This window comes from Sphingomonas sp. IBVSS2 (genome assembly GCF_002127225.1).
Lineage (GTDB): Bacteria > Pseudomonadota > Alphaproteobacteria > Sphingomonadales > Sphingomonadaceae > Sphingomonas.
This window is the reverse complement of the sequence record NZ_NFUR01000003.1, coordinates 588,611-607,834: the sequence shown is the minus strand read 5'-3', so window position 1 is coordinate 607,834 and position 19,224 is coordinate 588,611. Positions and strand designations below refer to the sequence as shown.

Here is a 19,224-nt window from a genome sequence, read left to right as displayed (position 1 = left end):
AGGCGCGTGGCCGAGCATTTCGACGTGGTGATCGTGGGAGCCGGCATCTCCGGCGTGGGCGCGGCATATCATCTCCAGGCGAACAGCCCGGACCGCAGCTATGTGGTGCTCGAAGGCCGCGAGCGGCTGGGCGGCACCTGGGACCTGTTCCGCTATCCGGGCATCCGTTCCGACTCGGACATGTTCACGCTCGGCTTCTCCTTCCGTCCCTGGACCGCGAGCAAGGCGATCGCCGACGGCCCGTCGATCCTCAATTATCTGGAGGAAGCGGCGCGGGATTACGGGATCGACGAGCATATCCGCTATTCGACGCGGGTGACCGGCGCGAGCTGGTCGACGGAGGAAGCGCTGTGGACCGTCACGGCCGAGCGGGGCGGGGAGGTGGTGACCTTCACCTGCGCATTCCTGTTCCTGTGCACCGGCTATTATAACTACGCGCGCGGCCATACCCCCGACTTCGCCGGGACGGCCGATTTCAAGGGCCGGATCGTCCACCCGCAATTCTGGACCGACGATATCGACTACAAGGACAAGCGGGTCGTGGTGATCGGCAGCGGCGCGACGGCGGTGACGCTGGTGCCGGAGCTGGCCAAACAGGCGGCGCACGTCACCATGCTCCAGCGCTCGCCCACCTATATCGTCTCGCGACCCTCCCAGGACAAGCTCGCCAACTGGATGCGCGGCTGGATGCCGTCGATGACCGCCTATGGCCTCACGCGCTGGAAGAATGTGCTGCTCCAGCAATTCTTCTTCCGCCTCGCCCGTAAGAACCCGGAAAAGACCCGCGAGCGGATCGTCCAGATGGCCCGCGAGGAGCTGGGACCGGACTATGACGTCGCCACCCATTTCACTCCCCGCTACAATCCCTGGGACCAGCGCGTCTGCCTGGTGCCCGATGCCGACCTGTTCGCGGCGCTGCGCGAGGGCAAGGCCGAAGTGGTGACCGACACGATCGAGCGGTTCACCGAGACCGGGCTGGCGCTTGGTTCGGGGAAGGCGCTGGAGGCGGATCTGGTCGTCACTGCGACCGGCCTCGAGATCCAGCTGTTCAGCGGCATGCCGATCAGCGTGGACGGCAAGGCGTTCGAGCCCGCCAAGGCGATGACCTACAAGGGCATGATGTTCTCCGACGTGCCCAATTTCGCGATCTCCTTCGGCTATACCAATGCCAGCTGGACACTGAAGAGCGACCTTACCGCCAATTATGTCACGCGCCTGCTCAACGCGATGCGCAAGCGCCGCGTGCGGCAAGTGACGCCCCGCCTGGCCGCGCCGGTCGAGGAAGTGCCGTTCCTCGACTTCACCTCCGGCTATGTCCAGCGCGCGGCGGACAAGCTGCCGCGCCAGGGCACGCGCAAGCCGTGGCGGCTCAACCAGAATTACGCCCGCGACGTGATGGCCCTCAAATTCGGCGGGATCGACCAGGAGATGGAATTCTCCAACCCCGAGCCCGCGGGCAGGGCCGCCGCCTAGGACAACAACGCCCGCGCCGCTGCGACGCCGCTGTTATAGGCGCCGTGGACGGTGGAGAATTCGCCGTCGGAACATGCCTCGCCGGCGAAGCGGATGCGCGGGTCCACCGGGGTTCGCAGCACCGCGCGGGCGCTGTGCTCGCCGGGGAGCGCGTGGCTGTAGCTGCCGAGGACGTGCGTCTCGCGGCCCCAGGCCGAACCGGCGACGAAGCGCAGCTTCCTGCGCCAGTCGCTGCCGAGCAGATGGCACAGCTCGCCGATCGCGAATTCCGCGGCGCCGTTCAGCCCTTCCTTCTCCATTGCACGCGCACCCTCGCCGCCGAGCATGCACTCGACGATCGGGCGGCCAAAGGGCCGAAGCGTGTAGCTGCCGGTGCACGCGCTGCGGGGATTGCCGACCAGATGGGCATTGTCCTCGATCTCCTCGCCGCCCTCCAGCGCGAAGAACAGCTTGTCGGCAAGGCCGAGCGGCAGCTGGGAGGCGGCGTGGAAGATCGCGTCATGGCCCGGCACGCGCAGCGCGCCGCTGGCGAGGACATTGGTGGAGACAGTGACGATCGCGGCGTCGGCGGCGATCGTGCCCCGGGGCGTGGCGATGCGGAGGCGCTTGCCCGATCTGTCGATCCCGCGCGCCGGCGTCGCCAGCGCCACCGGCAACCCTGCGGCATGCGCGGCGACCAGCGCGCCATAGCCTTGCTCGATGCGCCAGTCCGTGTCGATCGAGGCTTCGTCATAGGCATGCCAGTCGATGACCGACATCTCGCGCATCGGCGCGCCGTTGATGAAGCCCGAGAGCGCATCGAGCGCCGGGTTCCACGCGCCGTCCGGCGGCAACAGGTCCGAGGCGCGATCGCTCGCCGGGGGCGTGCGCATCGCCGCCATGCATGCGTCGAACACTTCCCACAGTTCGGCCTGCTCGGCCCGGGAGAGGCCGAGCTCGCGCCATTGCTCGTCCCAGAGCGGCGGCGCTCGATAGACCGCGAAGCCGCTTGCCTCAGCGATCGTCACCCACGGGTTCTTCGGCGCCGAATGGAGCCAGCCCGCGCCCAGGTCGATCGGCAACCCGGCGACGTGCACCGTATGGGCGCGGCCGCCGAGCCGGTCCTGCGCCTCGAGCAGCAGCGCATCCTTGCCGGCATCGACGAGCGTGCGAAGTGCGCCGATGCCCGCCGCACCGCCGCCGATCACGACGATGTCGGCATGATCCTTCACGTCGCCGGCCGGCTCTTGAGCAAGGCGGAGCGCAGGCACTCGCAGACGATCTCGTCGCGCTGGTTGCGCATGCGATGCTGCCAGGTGACGATGCCCTGGCCGGGGCGCGACTTGCTGGGGCGGACTTCGGTGACTTCGCTTTCCGCCCGCAACGTGTCGCCGATGAAGACGGGCTTCGGCATGCGCAGCGCGTCATAGCCGAGGTTCGCGACCAGCGTGCCCGCAGTGGTGTCGCCCACGGTGATCCCCACCATCAGGCTGAAGGTGAAGGTGCCGTTGACGAGGATCTGGCCGAACTCGCTCGCCCGCGCCGCCTCGGCATCGAGGTGCAGCGGCTGGGTGTTGTGCGTCATCGTGGAGAAGAGGAGGTTGTCCGTCTCGGTCACCGTCCGGCGGAGTTCGTGGACGACGACGTCGCCGACCTGCCATTCGTCGAAATATCTGCCCGCCATTCGTTCCGCCTCTTTCTTGGTCATGCTGAAACAAGTTCAGGGTGACCGCTGGGGGTTATTCGGCCCGTTCCACCTTCACCAGCAGCGTGCCTTCGCTCACCTGGCTGCCCAGCGTCACGTTCAATTCGCCGACAACGCCGTCGAACGGCGCGGTGAGGCCATGCTCCATCTTCATCGCCTCGAGCGTGACGAGCCGCTGGCCCTTGGTAACCGTGTCGCCCGCCGCTACCTCCACGGCGGTCACCCGGCCCGGCATGGGGGCGAGGATCGTACCGTCGCCGGCGATGCCGGTCGTACCGCCCTGGTGGCGCGCGAGCGCGATGCCGAAGGTCAGTCCGTTCTCGGTGACCAGCGCGACGCCCGGGGCTGCCGTGGACGTATAGACGTCGCCGTCGAAATCAGCCGGTGCCGCCACGGCATAGGCCTGGCCGGCAGCGGTCATCCGCACGGTCATGTTCGGCGCGGCGTTGAGGCGGAAGCCGTTCAGCCCCTCCCGTTGGCGATCCTCGAACTGGTGGACCAGCTGGACCGCGGCTTGGCGCAGCATCTCGCGGCTCGGCTCGGCGGGCGGGGCGAGGTCCTCGGCATGGTCGGCGAGGAACGCCGTCGTCACGTCGCCGTCCCGGAAGACGGGGTGCGTCGCCGCGCGGTGGAGGAAGGCGGCGTTCGACTTGACCGGCCAGACCGCGACGCCCTCGAGCTTCTGAGCCAACAGGGCGAGCGCGTGCTCGCGCGTATCGCCATTGGTGATGATCTTGGCGATCATCGGGTCGTAAAAGGGCGAGATGACCGAGCCCTGCTCGAACCCGGTCTCGACGCGCACATAATCCTCGGGGAAATGGCAGCGTTCGAGCGTGCCGGTCGAGGGAAGGAAGGTGACGGGGTCTTCGGCATAGAGCCGGGCTTCGAAGGCCCAGCCGCCGATCGCCAGCTCGTCCTGCCGGAGCGGCAGCTCCTCGCCCGAGGCCACGCGCAGCTGCCACTCGACCAGGTCCTGGCCGGTGATTTCCTCGGTCACCGGATGCTCGACCTGGAGACGGGTGTTCATCTCCATGAACCAGATGCGGTCGGCGCGCAGGCCCTCCGAGGCGTCGGCGATGAACTCGATCGTGCCGGCACCGACATAGTCGACCGCCTTGGCCGCGCGGACGGCGGCGGCGCAGATCGCCTCGCGCGCCTCCGCGTCCATGCCCGGCGCGGGCGCTTCCTCGATCACCTTCTGGTGGCGGCGCTGGAGCGAGCAGTCGCGTTCGAACAGGTGGACGACATTGCCGTGCGTGTCGCCGAACACCTGCACTTCGATGTGGCGGGGCGAGAGTATGTACTTCTCGAGCAGCACCCGGTCGTCGCCGAAAGAGGAGGCCGCCTCGCGCTGGCAGGAGGCGAGGGCGTCGGCGAAGTCCCCGGCGGCATCGACGCGGCGCATGCCCTTGCCGCCGCCGCCGGCCACGGCCTTGATCAGCACGGGATAGCCGATCTCGTCCGCCTCGGCCTGGAGATGCGCGGAGTCCTGGTTTTCGCCGAGATAGCCCGGGGTGACGGGCACGCCGGCCGCGATCATCCGTGCCTTGGCGGCATCCTTCAGGCCCATGGCGCGAATGCTGTCCGGCCGGGGGCCGACCCAGATCAGGCCGGCGGCGATCACCGCCTCGGCGAAATCGGCATTTTCCGAGAGAAAGCCATAGCCGGGATGGATCGCCTCGGCGCCGGTCTGCTTCGCGGCGGCGATGATCTTCTCGCCGACCAGATAGCTTTCGCGGGCCGGAGAGGGGCCGATATGCACCGCCTCGTCGGCCTGGCGGACGTGCAGTGCCTTGGCGTCGGCGTCCGAATAGACCGCGACGGTGCGGATGCCCATGGCGCGGGCGGTGCGCATGATGCGGCAGGCGATCTCGCCACGATTGGCGATGAGCAGGGACTGGATCATCGGGCGGCGGCCTCGCGGAAGTTTACGAAGTTCGGGCGACAGGCCTCGGCGGAAATGCGAGATCCTGTATTGGAGGCGGAAATCACGGATGCCGCTCCGGGAAGCCGTGCCGTTCGGCCAGGGCGGCGAGCAGCGCCTCGATCTCGTTGGCGAAGCCGCCTTCCCACACCAGGGCCGGCAGGTTCTGGTTCTCCTCCCCGATCGCCTCCACCACCGCGGCACGTGGCCGCGGCCAGGGGACGCGGACCACGTCGATATTGGCGGCGCGCGCGGGGAAGGTGGCGAGCAGCCCTTCGACGATCATGCAGTCCCGGCAATAGAAGACGCGCTTGCCGCCAAGGGCGGGATCGGCGAATTCATGCTCGAGCAGGAAGAGCGTGTCGCGGCTCATTGCGCGGTGCAGCCGGTGGTGCGCTGCGACCAGGTGACGTTGAGCACTTTCCACGACCCGTTCTCGCGGACCAGGTCGAAATGGTTGATCCCGCAATGGTGCGCCTTGCCGTCGATCAGGAAGACATAGGGCGCCCAGACCATGGCGATGTCGCCATCGACTTCGATCGCCGGCATCGACATGCGCTCCTCGAGCTTCTCCGGGCCCGGCTTGATGCCGGCGGCGAATTCGGCCCAGCTCAGATGGCGGATCGCGCGGTTGCCGTCGGGCTTCTCGATCGCGACGGTGGCGCCGCCCTCGGGTCGCGTCTGGGCGAGGATCGCGGTGCCGTCATGCGCGGCGAGGCCGGCGAACATCGCATTGATCGGCGACATCACGGCCGCGGCCTCCGCATCCTCATAGGGCAGCGGATTGGCCGGGGGCAGCTTGGGCGCGGGCGTGGTCTGGGCCAGCGCCGGGAGCGGGGCGAGGAGCGTGAGGGCGGCTGCGACAACAAGCTTCATAGCGGACCTTTCAATTCCTCCCCGAGCTAGTCTCGGGGAGGGGGACCATGCGAAGCATGGTGGAGGGGCGGGCGCGATGTTCAAGGATCATTCGCCGAAAGGAAGCAAACGGGCTGTGCGGCAGGCGCGAGCGCGACGGCGCGAGATGAGCCTGCCCGAAGGTCTCCTCTGGCGAGAGCTTCGCAAGCGGCCTGCAGGACTCAAATTTCGGCATGAACATGCCACCGGCGAATTCAGTCTTGATTTCTACTGTAGCGATGCTCGGCTCGCGATCGAAGTGGATGGCGAGGTGCACGGGTTTGGCGATGGGCCGGAGCGAGACGCTCGACGGGATGCCTGGCTCGCGGCGAGCGGCATCAGGACTATGCGCGTTCCGGCTATCGAAATTCTTCGCGATGCCGATGCAGTTCTCCGCGGGATCATTGCCGAGGCGCGTTCGCGATTGCCCCTCCACCACCCGGCTGCGCCGGGCGGTCCCCCTCCCCGAGACGAGCTCGGGGAGGAATGAAGAGTCATTCCGCATGGTCACATCCGGAACACGCCGAACGCCGGGCGCTCGGGGATCGGCGCGTTCAGCGTCGCGGCGAGCGCGATGCCCAGCACGTCGCGCGTCTGCGCCGGATCGATGATGCCGTCGTCCCACAGGCGCGCGGTGGCGTGCCACGGATTGCCCTCGTCCTCGTAACGCTGGCGGATCGGCGCTTTGAACCCCTCGGTCTCCTCCGGCGTCCATTTCTCGGCGTCGCGATGGACGGTGGCAAGCACCGAGGCGGCCTGCTCGCCGCCCATCACCGAGATGCGGCTGTTGGGCCAGGTGAACAGGAAGCGGGGCGAATAGGCCCTGCCGCACATGCCGTAATTGCCGGCGCCGAAGCTGCCGCCGATCAGCACCGTGATCTTGGGTACGGTGGCGGTGGCGACGGCAGTGACCAGCTTTGCACCATGTTTCGCAATGCCTTCCGCCTCATATTTCCCACCGACCATGAAGCCGGAGATGTTCTGGAGGAAGAGCAGCGGGATGCGGCGCTGACAGGCCAGCTCGATGAAATGCGCGCCCTTCTGCGCGCTTTCCGAGAACAGCACGCCGTTATTGGCGATGATGCCCACCGGCATGCCCCAGATATGCGCGAAGCCGCAGACCAGCGAGGTGCCGTAGAGCGGCTTGAACTCGTGGAACGCGCTGCCGTCGGTGATGCGGGCGATCACCTCATGCACGTCATAGGGCGCGCGGACGTCCTCGGGGACGATGCCGTACAGTTCCTCCGCGTCATATTTCGGCGCGCGGGGATCGAGCAGGGCGATGTCGGGCGTGTGATCGGCGGGCAGGTGGCTGACGATGTCGCGGACGATGGTCAGCGCGTGCTCGTCATTCTCGGCGAGGTGATCGACCACGCCCGACTTGCGCGCATGGAGATCGCCGCCACCCAGATCCTCGGCCGAAATGACTTCGCCCGTGGCGGCCTTCACCAGCGGCGGGCCGGCGAGGAAGATCGTGCCCTGCGCGCGGACGATCACCGTCTCGTCGCTCATCGCGGGGACATAGGCGCCGCCGGCGGTGCAGCTGCCCATCACGCAGGCGATCTGCGGGATGCCCTTGGCCGACATGTTGGCCTGGTTGAAGAAGATGCGGCCGAAATGGTCGCGATCGGGGAAGACCTCGGCCTGGTGGGGCAGGTTGGCGCCGCCCGAATCGACGAGGTAGATGCAGGGCAGGCGGTTCTGCTCGGCGATCTCCTGGGCGCGGAGATGCTTCTTCACCGTCATCGGATAATAGGTGCCGCCCTTCACCGTCGCATCGTTGCAGACGATCATCACGGTGCGCCCGGAGACTCGGCCGATGCCCGCGATCATCCCGGCGCCGGGCACCTCGCCCTCGTACATGTCGCAGGCGGCGAGCTGGCCGATCTCGAGAAAGGGGGAGCCGGGATCGAGCAGCTGCTCGACGCGCGCGCGGGGGAGCAGCTTGCCGCGGCCGGCATGGCGTTCGCGAGCGGCTTCGCTGCCGCCCAGTGCCGCCCGGGCGACATCGGCGCGAAGCCGCTCCGCCAGAGCGCGGTTGTGCGCGGCGCGGGCGCGGAAATCCGCGCTATCCGCCGCAACCCTCGAATCGAGCACCGGGGCGCTCATAGATAGGGCATCCTTCCTGTCCTAGTTTTCCCTTCCCTACACTGGCCGGACGGGCATGGGAAGGTGCTGGCGCAAAGCGGCGAGCAGGAGTAGCACCCCAGCCATACAGTAATACAGGAGAGTCGGCTTGAAGACTTACACGCTCCTCGTCGCGGCCTTGCTCGCGACCACCGCCTGCACCCCCTCGGGCACCGGCGCGGGGACCACTGCCGCGGCCGGCACCGGCGTCGGCGTCGATCTGGTCGGGCTCGACAAGCAGGTGAAGCCGGGCGACGACTTCGAGGAATATGCCAATGGCGGCTGGCGCGCGAAGACCGAAATTCCGGCCGATCGCGTCATCACCGGCATGTTCCTCGACGTGTTCAACAAGGCCGAGGCGAACAACAAGGCGATCATCGACGCGGCACTGAAGGCCGATGCCGCCACCGGCACCGACCAGCGCCGAATCGCCGACTGGTACAAGGCCTATACCGACACTGCCGGGATCGAGGCGCGCGGGCTGACGCCGCTCAAGCCGGTGCTGGACGCGATCGCCGCGCTCAAGGACAAGCATGCGCTCTCCGCGATGCTGGGCGGCAATGTCCGCGCCGATGTCGATCCGCTCAATGCGACCAATTTCCATACCGAGAATCTGTTCGGCCTGTGGGTGAGCCAGGCGCTCGACAAGCCGGACCAGACCGTGCCCTATGTGCTGCAGGGCGGCCTGGGAATGGAGGACCGCGACTATTATCTCTCGAAGACCGAGGCGATGGCCAAGGCGCGCGAGGGCTACAAGGCGTATCTGCTCAAGATCTTCACCCTGGCCGGCATGAGCGATCCGGCGGCGCGCGCCGCGCGGGTCTTCGACCTCGAGACCAAGATCGCGACCGCGCATACCGATCTCGTCGCCAGCCAGGACGTGCAGAAGGCCGATAACTGGTGGAAGAAGGCCGATTTCGCGGCGAAGGCGCCGGGGATCGACTGGGACGGCTTCTGGAACGCCGCCGGGCTGGGCGGGCAGCAGGAATTCATCGTCTGGCATCCGGCCACCACGGTGAAGCTCGCCAAGCTGGTCGAGAGCGAGCCGATCGAGGCATGGCAGGACTGGCTGGCCTTCCATCAGATCAACCAGGTGACCGCGGCGCTGCCGGCGAAGTTCGACCAGGCGAGCTTCGATTTCTTCTCGAAGCAGTTGCGCGGCCAGCAGGCGATGCGCCCGCGCGAGAAGCGCGCCATCGCCAGCGTCAACAACAATCTGGGCGACGCCGTCGGCCAGCTCTATGTGAAGGACTATTTCCCGGCTTCGTCCAAGGCCGACATCCAGAACATGGTGGCGAACATCAAGGCGGCGTTCGACAAGCGCGTCGCCGGCCTCAGCTGGATGGACGAGGCGACCAAGGCCGAGGCGCGCAAGAAGATCGAGACGATGCGCGTGGGCGTCGGCTATCCGGAGACCTGGCGCGACTATGCATCGCTCGAAGTGAAGGCGGACGATCCGGTCGGCAATCTGCAGCGCTCCGACAAGGCCGAGACCCGGCACCAGCTCGCCAAGATCGGTAAGCCGGCCGACAAGGGCGAATGGTGGATGACGCCGCAGACGGTGAACGCCGTGAACCTGCCGCTGCAGAACGCGCTCAACTTCCCGGCCGCGATCCTGCAGGCACCCTTCTACGATCCGAAATCGGACGCGGCGGCCAATTACGGTTCGATCGGCGCGACGATCGGCCATGAGATCAGCCACAGCTTCGACAATACCGGCTCGAGCTTCGACAGCGCCGGCAAGCTGCGCAACTGGTGGACGCCCGAGGACCTGAAGCACTTCCAGGAAGCGAGCGCGGCGCTGGCGGCGCAGTACAGCGCCTATGAAGTGCTTCCCGGCCTGTTCCTGAACGGCAAGCAGGTGCTGGCCGAGAACATCGCCGACGTCGCGGGCCTGACCGCCGCCTATGAAGCCTATCACGCCTCGCTCAAGGGCAAGGAGGCGCCGGTGATCAACGGGCTGACCGGCGACCAGCGCTTCTTCCTCGCTTATGCCCAGAGCTGGCGCGAGAAGCAGCGCCAGGAAGCGTTGCGCGCCGAGGTGGCGACCGACGGGCATGCGCCGGGCCGCTGGCGCGCGTTCACCGTGCGCAACCTCGACGCATGGTATCCCGCGTTCAACGTGCAGCCGGGCGAAAAGCTGTACCTGGCGCCCGAGAAGCGCGTGAAGATATGGTGATATCGGGCTGATCGGATAGGCTGGCGGCAAATAGCCGAACGGGAGATGCCATGCGCTGGATGCCCCTGGGAGCGGTGATCGCGCCGCTGCTGCTTGCCGCCCTGTCCGCCGATGCCCGGCCGGTCCAGGACGGCTGGACGCCCGCCTGGACCGCCAGCATGTGGCAGGCGGCGGATCCCGACGATCGCGTGGCGGTGGAGAATGCGACGCTGCGCATGAACGTGCGCGTCGGCGCGGGCGGGAGCAAGGTCCGCATCCGGCTGGCGAACGACTATGGCCAGGCGATGCGGATCGGCGCGGCAACGGTGCGCGTCGCCGGGGGGAAGCCGGTGCGCGTGACGTTCGACGGGCGCGGGGACGCCAGGCTGCCCGCCGGCGCGCCGCTGCTGAGCGACGCGATCGCGATGCCGGTCAGGGCGTTCGAACAGGTCGAGGTCTCGCTCTACCTGCCGGACAAGGTCGAGATCGAGACGGTCCATATGGCGCGCGGCGTGCCGACCGACATATCGCCGCCGGGCGACCATAGCGGCGAAGCATTCGCGGCAGTCCGGCAGTCGGACGCGCGGCCGCTGCTTGCCGAGGTCGATGTGTTCGGTGCGAAGCGGCGCCCGGTGATCGTCGCCTATGGCGATTCGATCACCGACAATGTCGGCTGCGCGAACGATGCGGTGCCGGCGTGCCGCTGGGGCGATGTGCTCGGGCGGCGTATCGCCGCAGCGGGAAAGCCGCACGTGGTGGTGACCCAGGCGATCGGCGGCAATCGCATCCTGCAGGGCGGGCTGGGCCCGACCGCGCTCGCCCGGTTCGATCGCGATGTGCTCGCATTGCCCGGCGTTTCCCATGTCGTGCTGCTCGAGGGAGTGAACGACATCGGCAATTCGGGCAAGAATCGCGGCGGCGTGCAAAATCCGGTGGTGTCGCCGGAAGACCTGAAGGCGGCCTATCGCCAGCTCGTCATGCGTGCGCATGCGCATGGGATCAAGGTGATCGCGGCGACGATCCTGCCCTATGAAGGCGCCAGCTATCACACGCCCGACGGCGAGGCGCTGCGCGTGGCGATCAACGACTGGATGCGTGGCTCGGGCATTTTCGACGGTGTCGTCGACATGGAGAAGGCAGTCGCCGATCCCGCCAATCCGAAGCGCCTGGCGCCGGCGCTGCAGGGCGGGGACAATCTCCATCCCAATGGCGCGGGCGAAACCCGGATGGGCGAGGCGATCCCGCTGTCGTTGTTCGAGTGAGCCGAATTCCCCTCCCGCTCGCGGGAGGGGAGCGGGGATCAGGCGCCGATCAGTTCGCGCCCGATCAGCATCCGGCGGATCTCGTTCGTCCCCGCGCCGATGTCGAGCAGCTTGGCGTCGCGGGCGAAGCGCTCGACCGGCCAGTCCTTGGTATAGCCGGCGCCGCCGAGCGCCTGGATCGCCTCGAGCGATACCTTCACGGCGTTTTCGGAGGCGAGCAGGATCGCGCCGGCCGCGTCGAAGCGCGTGGTCTTGCCGGCGTCGCAGCTCTTCGCCACGGCATAGACATAGGCACGGGCGCTGTTCAGCGCGACATACATGTCCGCCACCTTGGCCTGCATCAGCTGGAAATGGCCGATCGGCTGGCCGAACTGCTTGCGCTCGCGGATATAGGGCAGCACCACGTCCAGGCAGGCCTGCATGATGCCGAGCTGGATGCCCGCAAGCACGGTGCGTTCATAGTCGAGGCCCGACATCAGCACGCCGACGCCGCCGTTGAGCGGGCCCATGACATTCTCTTCCGGAACCTCGCAATCGCTGAACACCAGTTCGGCGGTCGGCGAGCCGCGCATGCCCATCTTGTCGATCTTCTGGCCGATCGAGAAGCCGGGCATGTCCTTCTCGATCAGGAAGGTGGTGATGCCGCGCGAGCCTTCGCCCGTCTTGGCATAGACGACCAGCGTATCCGCATAGGCGGCGTTGGTGATCCAGAACTTGGTGCCGTTGAGGATATAGCCGCGATCGGTCCTGTCGGCGCGCAGCTTCATCGAGACGACATCCGAGCCGGCCCCGGCCTCCGACATGGCGAGCGACCCGACATGCTCGCCCGAGATCAGCTTGGGGAGGTACTTGGCCTTCTGCTCGGGATTGGCCCAACGGCGGATCTGGTTGACGCACAGGTTCGAGTGCGCGCCGTAGCTGAGGCCGATCGAGGCCGATGCGCGCGCGACTTCCTCCTGCGCGACGACATGCTCGAGATAGCCCAGGCCCAGGCCGCCCCATTCCTCCTCGACGGTGATGCCGTGCAGGCCGAGCTCGCCCATCGCCGGCCAGAGCTCGGCCTTGGGAAACCAGTCCTCGGCGTCGATCTTCGCGGCGAGCGGCTCGATGCGCTCCTTCGCGAAGCGCTGCGTCGTCTCGCGGATCATGTCGGCGGTCTCGCCAAGGCTGAAATCGAGCGTGGGATCCATGGGCCTCTCTCCGGGATATGCGCGTCAGCAGTGCTGACCTTTTTCTGCGCGCTTTTCCCCGATTTCGCGCGAGGCGGCAAGGGGAGAGAGGGGGGATCCCCCGGGGGCGCCCCTGGGGCCCCGGGGGAAGAGCGTTCAGCCCGCGCCTTCGGTGATTTCCGCGGGTTCGGCAGGTTCGTCGAGGCCGCGGATGCGGTCGGGCCAGATCCCCACGGTCGGCCGGCCGGTAACGTTGACGAACGTATAGGCCCGGTCGCCGATATGGATCAGGATTTCCGTCTTGTCCTTCCGCGTGATCTTCAGCTTGTTGTCCGGCGTCGTGACATAGGGACAATCCTCGAGCTTGTTGTTCAGCGTCATCTTGCAGACGCCTGACGGGCTCGTGTCCGGCATGACGATGTCGATATCTATCTTGGAGAAGAATATCTCTCCGCTGAGCTTGGCACGAAGTTGCTCGATCTCATGGGTGTTTCCACTCCCGAGGCGAGCTCCCGAGACGAACAGTCCGATCTTTTCATTGGGGCGCAGCGCCGGATTGATGAATTTGCGTAAATCAGCCATTGTGAAATCCTCCATTGTCTATCAACGCATTTCGACTCGATATGAAAATATCGAGGATATTATTGCATGATTTAATGGAGGTATTCCTGGGTAATTTGCCGATATAAGTACTATCGCAACTAAGTGCAGGAAAATTAGCGGTTAGTATCTTCCATCTGGTTCGGATCAGGCGGTGACGATCATCCCGTCCCGCACTATCACCGGCCAGCGGCGCAGCTTCGCCCCGACACAGGGTCCGCCGACACAGGCGCCATCCTCGATCCGGTAGAGCGCGCCGTGCCAGCTGCACTGGATATGGCTGCCATCGGGCGTGAGGTAGTCGTCGAGCCTGTTGCTGAGCGGCAGCGCCATGTGTGCGCACAGGTCGAGATACCCATGGACCGCCTCGCCCCGGCGCACGACGAAGCCGTGGAAGCGGCCGGCGCGCATCTCGAGCACGAAATTGCGCGCCTTGCCGTCGGGGATGAGGTCGAGCGGGCCGAGAGTTACGTCGGGAGGCGTTTCGGTGAGGCGTTCGCTCACTTCGGCAGCTGCGCCTTCGGGAAACCTGCCCAGGCCGCGTCGTAATCGGGCTGGGCGCGGTCCAGGGCATATTGCGTGGGGCGATAGGGCCAGCAGGTCTCGACCATGAAGGCCATGGTCCCGTCGATCTTGCGCGGCTTCAGGTCTGCATTGCTCGCGCCCTGCCAGCTGGCCACGTCGGGGCCGTGCCCGGCCATGAGATTGTGGAGCGACAGGCCGCCGGGGGCGAAGCCCTCCGCCTTGGCGTCATAGGCGCCGGTGATCAGGCCCATCGCCTCGCTCATCACGTTGCGGTGGAACCAGGGCGGGCGGAACGTGTCCTCGGCGACCATCCAGCGCGGCGGGAAGATCACGAAATCGGCATTGGCGCGGCCCGGCACGTCGCTGGGCGAGGTGAGCACGGTGAAGATCGACGGATCGGGATGATCGAAGCTCACCGTGTTCATCGTGTTGAACCGGCTAAGGTCGTAGCGCCAGGGCGCGAGATTGCCGTGCCAGGCAACCACGTCGAGCGGGCTGTGGGGAAGAATGGTGGTCCACAGCGTGCCGAGATGCTTCTGGACGATCTCGAAATCCTCGTCGCGATCCTCGAACCAGGCGGCGGGCGTCTCGAAGTCGCGTGCATTGGCCAGGCCGTTGGCGCCGATCGGACCGAGATCGGGCAGGCGGAACAGCGCGCCGTGATTCTCGGCGACATAGCCGCGTGCCTCGCCGTCCGGGAGCAGCGCGCGGAAGCGCACGCCGCGCGGCACGAGCGCGACCTGGCCGGGCGCGATGTCGATGCGGCCCAGTTCGGTGAGCAGGGTGAGGCGGCCGGCCTGAGGAATGAAGAGCAGTTCGCCGTCCGCGTCGAAGAAGACGCGGGTCTCCATGTCCTTGTTGGCGGCATAGACGTGCACCGCCACGCCCTCCAGGTCCGCGGGATCGCGATTGGCGAGCATGGTGATCATGCCGTCGACCAGATCGGTGCCGGGAGGCGGCGCCTCGACCGGGTTCCAGCGCAGGCGATTGGGGGGCAGGGGATCGCCGGCCGTGCCGGGCGCGAAGTGCCTCGCCCCCCGATAACGAGTGAAGGGCGGATGCTCCGCCGTGGGGCGCAGGCGATAGAGCCAGGAGCGGCGGTTCTCGTGCCGGGGCGCGGTGAAAGCCGTGCCGGAGAGCTGCTCGGCATAAAGCCCGAAGGCGGGCCGTTGCGGGCTGTTGCGCCCCACCGGCAGCGCGCCGGGCACCGCTTCGGTGGAGACATGGTTGCCGAAGCCGGGGAAATAGTCGGTCATCGCATCCTCTCTATGCTCGCCTCCCTGTAGCGCTGCCCATAATAGTGTCAAATGATACTATCTGGTACGGGATTGGCTATCAGGGCGCGAACCTAAACTTTGTTGGGCGGTGGCGGACTAATTCCTACTTCTTTAGTGGGTTTAATTCCGGAGTCGTAACCAATGGCCATTACCAGCGCAGCCGCACCTCGGCGGTTCCAGCTGCCTAGCTTCGGCGTGCAGGTCGCCATCGGCATGGCGGCGGGGCTGGCGCTGGGGCTGGCCGCGCGGGCGATCGGCAGCGACGGCGAAACCGCCAACGGCCTCGCCCAGGCGTTGCAGACGATCGGGCAGATCTTCGTGCAGCTGCTCAAGGTGCTGGTGCCGCCGCTGGTGTTCACGGCGATCGTCGCCTCGATCGCGGCGCTGCGGGGCCTGAACAATGCCGCGCGATTGGTGGTACGGACGCTGCTCTGGTTCGCGATCACCGCCGCCATCGCGGTGGCGATCGGCATCACGCTCGGCCTCATGCTCCAGCCGGGGCACCACAGCGCCGTGGCCGCCACGGCGGCGGCGGCGCCTTCGAGCACCGGGAGCTGGCTCGATTTCCTGAAGGGGCTGGTGCCGGCGAATTTCCTGGGCCTGGCGGCGTCGACCCGGCTGGCCGATGGCGGCGCCACGACCGGGCTCTCGTTCAACGTGCTCCAGATCATCGTGCTCGCGGTCGCGATCGGTGCGGCGGCGGTGCGGGCGGGGGAGGCGGGGCACCGCTTCCTCGATTTCAACGCTTCGGCGCTTGCCGTCTTCCGGCTGCTGCTGCGTTGGGTGATCCGCCTGACCCCGATCGGCACCGCGGCGCTGATCGGCGACGCGGTGGTGCGCTATGGCTGGGAGTCGCTGGCGGCGCTCGGCACCTATGCCGGTGCGGTCTATCTCGGGCTCGGCCTGGTGCTGCTCGTCGTCTATCCGCTGCTGCTCGCGGCGCATGGCCTCAGCCCCTTGCGCTTCTTCGCCTCGGCCTGGCCGGCGATCCAGCTCGGCTTCGTCTCGCGTTCCTCGGTCGGCACGCTGCCGGTGACCGAGGACGTGACCGAGCGCGCGCTCGGCGTCCCGCGCGCCTATGCCGCCTTCGCCGTGCCGCTGGGCGCCACGACCAAGATGGACGGTTGCGCGGCGATCTATCCGGCGATCTCGGCGATCTTCGTCGCGCAATTCTACGGCATCCCGCTGGGGATCGAGCATTATGCGCTGATCGCCTTCGTCTCGGTGCTCGGATCGGCCGCCACCGCCGGGCTGACCGGCGCGACGGTGATGCTCACGCTTACGCTTTCCACGCTGGGGCTGCCGTTGGACGGGGTGGGGCTGCTGCTCGCCATCGACCCGATCCTGGACATGGGCCGGACCGCGACCAATGTGGCGGGGCAGATGCTAGTGCCGGTGATCGTGGCGAAGCGGGAAGGGCTGCTCGACGAGGCGCGGTTCCGCGAAGGCGCGAGCGAGGTTCGGGGCGAGCCGGCATTCGCCTGAGGTTTCGGCCGGGGTGAGCTTCGCGCTACGCGACTGGCGTCGCTCCCCCGGCTCCTCTCCAAGCCTCATGACCCGCGAGCCCGTCGGTCCCGGCAAAGCCGGGCCCTGTGGGCCCGCTTGCCGTGCCGTCCGGTCGACGGCGGCGCATTCGCGCCGCATCGCGGATCGAGCACGGCTCGATCCTTGATCAGGCGTCGACCTTGATCACGCCGCGGCGGATCTGGTCCAGCTCGATGCTCTCGAACAGCGCCTGGAAATTGCCGTTGCCAAAGCCTTCATTGCCCTTGCGCTGGATGATCTCGAAGAAGATCGGGCCGAACATGTTCTCGGTGAAGATCTGGAGCAGGATGCCCTCGTCGCCGATATTGCCGTCGATCAGGATGCGGTTCTTGCGCAGGCGCTCCAGATCCTCGCCATGCCCGGGCACGCGCTTGTCGACCAGCTCGTAATAGGTCTCGATCGTGTCCTGCAGCTTGACGCCGCGGGCGCGCAGGCGCTCGACCGTGTCGAAGATGTCCGGCGTGGTCAGCGCGAGGTGCTGGATGCCCTCGCCCTTATATTCGCGGATGAACTCCTCGATCTGGCTCTTGTCGTCCTGGCTCTCGTTCAGGGGGATGCGGATCGCCTTGTCGGGCGCGATCATCGCCTGGCTGAACAGGCCGGTCGCCTGGCCCTTGATGTCGAAATACTTCTGCTCCTCGAAGCCGAAGAGCGTGCGGTAGAACTCGCTCCACACCCGCATCTGGCCGCGGCGGACATTGTGGGTGAGGTGGTCGAGCAGGTCGAGCCCGACATTGTTCTTCGCCTCGGCCTCGCGCCAGCCGGGGAATTCGGCCCAGTTCTCGTAGAGGTCGAGGCCGTCCTGGATGAAATAGAGATAGGAGCCGCCGATGCCGAGGATGACGGTGTCGTCCTCGTCGGTGCGCTTGGCGCCGTGCTCGAGCGCCCAGGCCATCGCCTTGGCCGGATCGGCGACGCGGAAGGCCATGGCGCTGGCCGAGGGGCCATGCTCGCCGCGGAAGGCCGCCACGCGGCCGGCCTCGTCGCGGTTGAGCATCAGGTTGATGCGGCCCTGCTTGTAGCGCGTGACGTTCTTGGTCGGGTGCCGGTGCGTCGGCACGAAGCCGAGCATTTCGAACTGCTTCCCCATCGCCTCGGGATCGGGCGAGGTGAATTCGACGAATTCGAAGCCGTTGAGGCCGAGCGGATTGGCAGGATCGGTCATGGGTGCACGCTCCAAGAAGGTAACGCGCGGGCTAGTCCGAAGTGCAGTTAGTGTCAATTGATACTAGTTGCGGTCATAGCCCTTCGCCCCCCACCCAGTGCGCGTTGGAGAGGCGCCGGGCGACGCTCCAGGTCTGGGTGCGGATGTCCGGGACCGCGACGATCTCCCAGAAGGCGCCACGGGTCATCGGGCCCAGCGCGTAGAGATTGGCGTTGGGCCGGCCGCCGGCGTTGATCGTCTGGCCCTGATTGTCGACATCGATGCCCAGATGCGCCGCGTCGGGGCGGATCATGCCGCGTGCGGCGAGCTTCTGGAGCAGGGGCTCCTCGGTGCGGTTGAGGTCGCCCAGCGGGCCGGTGCAGTTGACGATGCGCTGCACCGTCATCGTCTCGGCCATATCGGCGCCACGACGGCGCAGCGTCACTTCGATACCCTCGGGCTTCTCCTCGAAGCCGAGCGTCTTGCCCGCGATCACCTCGAGCTGGCCGCGATCGACAACGGCCATCAGCCGGGCATGGACCTCCGGGGCGAGGCGGTGGCGATGCACGTCCCACCAGGGGCGGAGATGGCGCAGGAATCGGCCACGCTCGGCTTCGCTGGCATTGCCCCACATCGCCTGGGTGAAGGGGCGGAGTTCGTCGACCGCGTTGCGCCAGCCGATTTCCGCGCCGCGCGCCCGCACGGCGTGCAGCAGCCCGGAGGCGGTGGTGGCGGGGCGCTCGGCCAGCTTCTGCCAGTCACTGCCCGGCGCATGGGCGCGCGGCAGCAGCCCGCGGCGGGAAAGCGCAACGATCCTGCCCTTGAACCCGCGCGCGTCGAGCAGCAGCACCACGTCGATCATCGTCAGGCCGGTGCCGATCACCAGCACGGTATCGTCGGGGCCGAGCCCTTCGGGCACGCTGGCGTCCCAGGGGTCGCCCTTGTAACGTTCGGCGGAGAGCTTCTCGGGATCGAGGCCGGGCGGATCGTGCGGAGGCAGGTTGCCGACCGCGAGCACGGCGGCATCGGCCTCGATCGTGCCGGTCTTCAGCCGTACCCTCACGCCCTCGCCGAATTCCAGGTCCTCGACTTCGTCGCGGACCAGCTTCAGCCGGTCGGGATGGTCGAGCAGCGCGGCATCGAGCAGCTGGCGCAGATATTCGCCATAGGTGACGCGGGGGATGAAGGCGCTCGGCGCATCCGCCACGCCGCGCGCCTGGAGCCAGCGGACGAAGTGCGAGGGATCGTCGGGGAAGGCGCTCATGTTCGCGGCGCGCACATTGAGCACATGGCTGGGATGCGCGGCGCCATAGGCCAGGCCCAGGCCCGCCACCGGCGCGCGCTCGATCAGCGTGGCGCGGGGCCCCTCGTGGCGAAGCAGGTTGATCGCCTGCAAGGTGCCGGAGAAACCGGCACCGATGATTGCGACATGCTCGATCACG

General features: G+C 67.2%; 17 protein-coding genes. 5 read left to right on the top strand and 12 right to left on the bottom strand.

The genetic code is table 11. The annotated features are described in order from the left end of the window. Positions 1-6 precede the first annotated feature (6 nt). Positions 7-1,473 (top strand): NAD(P)/FAD-dependent oxidoreductase, encoded by a 1,467-nt coding sequence (locus tag CAP40_RS13120; protein WP_086129940.1) that lies wholly within the window; start codon positions 7-9, stop codon positions 1,471-1,473. Here the strand turns inward: CAP40_RS13120 and CAP40_RS13115 are convergent. The 5 genes from CAP40_RS13115 to CAP40_RS13095 all read right to left on the bottom strand — a co-directional run bounded on the left by CAP40_RS13115 (position 1,470) and on the right by CAP40_RS13095 (position 5,957). Further along, on the bottom strand, positions 1,470-2,723 hold the full coding sequence (locus tag CAP40_RS13115; RefSeq protein ID WP_256924177.1) for an NAD(P)/FAD-dependent oxidoreductase: 1,254 nt from the start codon (positions 2,721-2,723) through the stop codon (positions 1,470-1,472). The two genes, CAP40_RS13120 and CAP40_RS13115, sit on opposite strands and share 4 nt — an antisense overlap. After that, the gene (locus CAP40_RS13110) at positions 2,681-3,136 is read right to left on the bottom strand and encodes a MaoC family dehydratase (RefSeq protein ID WP_086129938.1); all 456 of its coding nucleotides are present in this window, start codon (positions 3,134-3,136) and stop codon (positions 2,681-2,683) included. Before CAP40_RS13110 ends, CAP40_RS13115 begins: the two co-directional genes overlap by 43 nt. Positions 3,137-3,191: 55 nt before the next feature. Further along, positions 3,192-5,063, bottom strand: coding sequence for an acetyl/propionyl/methylcrotonyl-CoA carboxylase subunit alpha (locus tag CAP40_RS13105; protein ID WP_086129937.1), 1,872 nt, complete (start codon positions 5,061-5,063; stop codon positions 3,192-3,194). An 82-nt stretch (positions 5,064-5,145) separates the two neighbouring features. After that, a complete protein-coding gene (locus CAP40_RS13100) occupies positions 5,146-5,454 on the bottom strand; it encodes a DUF3088 family protein (protein WP_086129936.1) in 309 nt (102 codons plus the stop codon). Continuing rightward, positions 5,451-5,957 (bottom strand): nuclear transport factor 2 family protein, encoded by a 507-nt coding sequence (locus CAP40_RS13095; RefSeq protein ID WP_086129935.1) that lies wholly within the window; start codon positions 5,955-5,957, stop codon positions 5,451-5,453. Before CAP40_RS13095 ends, CAP40_RS13100 begins: the two co-directional genes overlap by 4 nt. 76 nt (positions 5,958-6,033) lie before the next feature. On the opposite strand from CAP40_RS13095, the gene CAP40_RS13090 reads away from it, so the two are divergent. Beyond that, positions 6,034-6,465 carry an endonuclease domain-containing protein gene (locus CAP40_RS13090; protein WP_086129934.1) on the top strand — a complete coding sequence of 144 codons (432 nt, stop codon included), beginning with the start codon at positions 6,034-6,036 and terminating at the stop codon, positions 6,463-6,465. A 17-nt stretch (positions 6,466-6,482) separates the two neighbouring features. Here CAP40_RS13090 and CAP40_RS13085 read toward each other — a convergent pair whose 3' ends face one another. Beyond that, positions 6,483-8,084 carry a carboxyl transferase domain-containing protein gene (locus tag CAP40_RS13085; protein ID WP_086129933.1) on the bottom strand — a complete coding sequence of 534 codons (1,602 nt, stop codon included), beginning with the start codon at positions 8,082-8,084 and terminating at the stop codon, positions 6,483-6,485. 127 nt (positions 8,085-8,211) lie between these two features. Here CAP40_RS13085 and CAP40_RS13080 point away from each other — a divergent pair, with 127 nt between their 5' ends. Both CAP40_RS13080 and CAP40_RS13075 read left to right on the top strand, forming a co-directional pair. Then, positions 8,212-10,281 carry a M13 family metallopeptidase gene (locus tag CAP40_RS13080; RefSeq protein WP_086129932.1) on the top strand — a complete coding sequence of 690 codons (2,070 nt, stop codon included), beginning with the start codon at positions 8,212-8,214 and terminating at the stop codon, positions 10,279-10,281. A gap of 50 nt (positions 10,282-10,331) precedes the next feature. Beyond that, positions 10,332-11,522: an SGNH/GDSL hydrolase family protein gene (locus CAP40_RS13075; protein WP_086129931.1), complete on the top strand. Its 1,191-nt coding sequence runs from the start codon at positions 10,332-10,334 to the stop codon at positions 11,520-11,522. Between the two features lie 38 nt (positions 11,523-11,560). Here CAP40_RS13075 and CAP40_RS13070 read toward each other — a convergent pair whose 3' ends face one another. From CAP40_RS13070 to hmgA, 4 genes are all read right to left on the bottom strand, one after another. Then, the gene (locus CAP40_RS13070) at positions 11,561-12,712 is read right to left on the bottom strand and encodes an isovaleryl-CoA dehydrogenase (protein ID WP_086129930.1); all 1,152 of its coding nucleotides are present in this window, start codon (positions 12,710-12,712) and stop codon (positions 11,561-11,563) included. 135 nt (positions 12,713-12,847) lie between these two features. Then, on the bottom strand, positions 12,848-13,288 hold the full coding sequence (locus CAP40_RS13065; RefSeq protein WP_086129929.1) for a hypothetical protein: 441 nt from the start codon (positions 13,286-13,288) through the stop codon (positions 12,848-12,850). A gap of 150 nt (positions 13,289-13,438) precedes the next feature. Next, positions 13,439-13,795, bottom strand: a complete 357-nt coding sequence (locus tag CAP40_RS13060; protein WP_256924176.1) for a Rieske (2Fe-2S) protein — start codon at positions 13,793-13,795, stop codon at positions 13,439-13,441. Continuing rightward, a complete protein-coding gene (gene hmgA / locus CAP40_RS13055) occupies positions 13,792-15,072 on the bottom strand; it encodes a homogentisate 1,2-dioxygenase (RefSeq protein WP_086129928.1) in 1,281 nt (426 codons plus the stop codon). Before hmgA ends, CAP40_RS13060 begins: the two co-directional genes overlap by 4 nt. A gap of 162 nt (positions 15,073-15,234) precedes the next feature. On the opposite strand from hmgA, the gene CAP40_RS13050 reads away from it, so the two are divergent. Continuing rightward, complete coding sequence (locus CAP40_RS13050) at positions 15,235-16,578, top strand: dicarboxylate/amino acid:cation symporter (RefSeq protein WP_086129927.1); 1,344 nt, start codon at positions 15,235-15,237, stop codon at positions 16,576-16,578. Positions 16,579-16,765: 187 nt separating this feature from the next. Here the strand turns inward: CAP40_RS13050 and hppD are convergent, their stop codons facing one another. Both hppD and CAP40_RS13040 read right to left on the bottom strand, forming a co-directional pair. Continuing rightward, a complete protein-coding gene (gene hppD / locus CAP40_RS13045) occupies positions 16,766-17,803 on the bottom strand; it encodes a 4-hydroxyphenylpyruvate dioxygenase (protein WP_086129926.1) in 1,038 nt (345 codons plus the stop codon). A gap of 73 nt (positions 17,804-17,876) precedes the next feature. Then, positions 17,877-19,223, bottom strand: a complete 1,347-nt coding sequence (locus tag CAP40_RS13040) for an FAD/NAD(P)-binding protein (RefSeq protein WP_086129925.1) — start codon at positions 19,221-19,223, stop codon at positions 17,877-17,879. Position 19,224 lies beyond the last annotated feature (1 nt).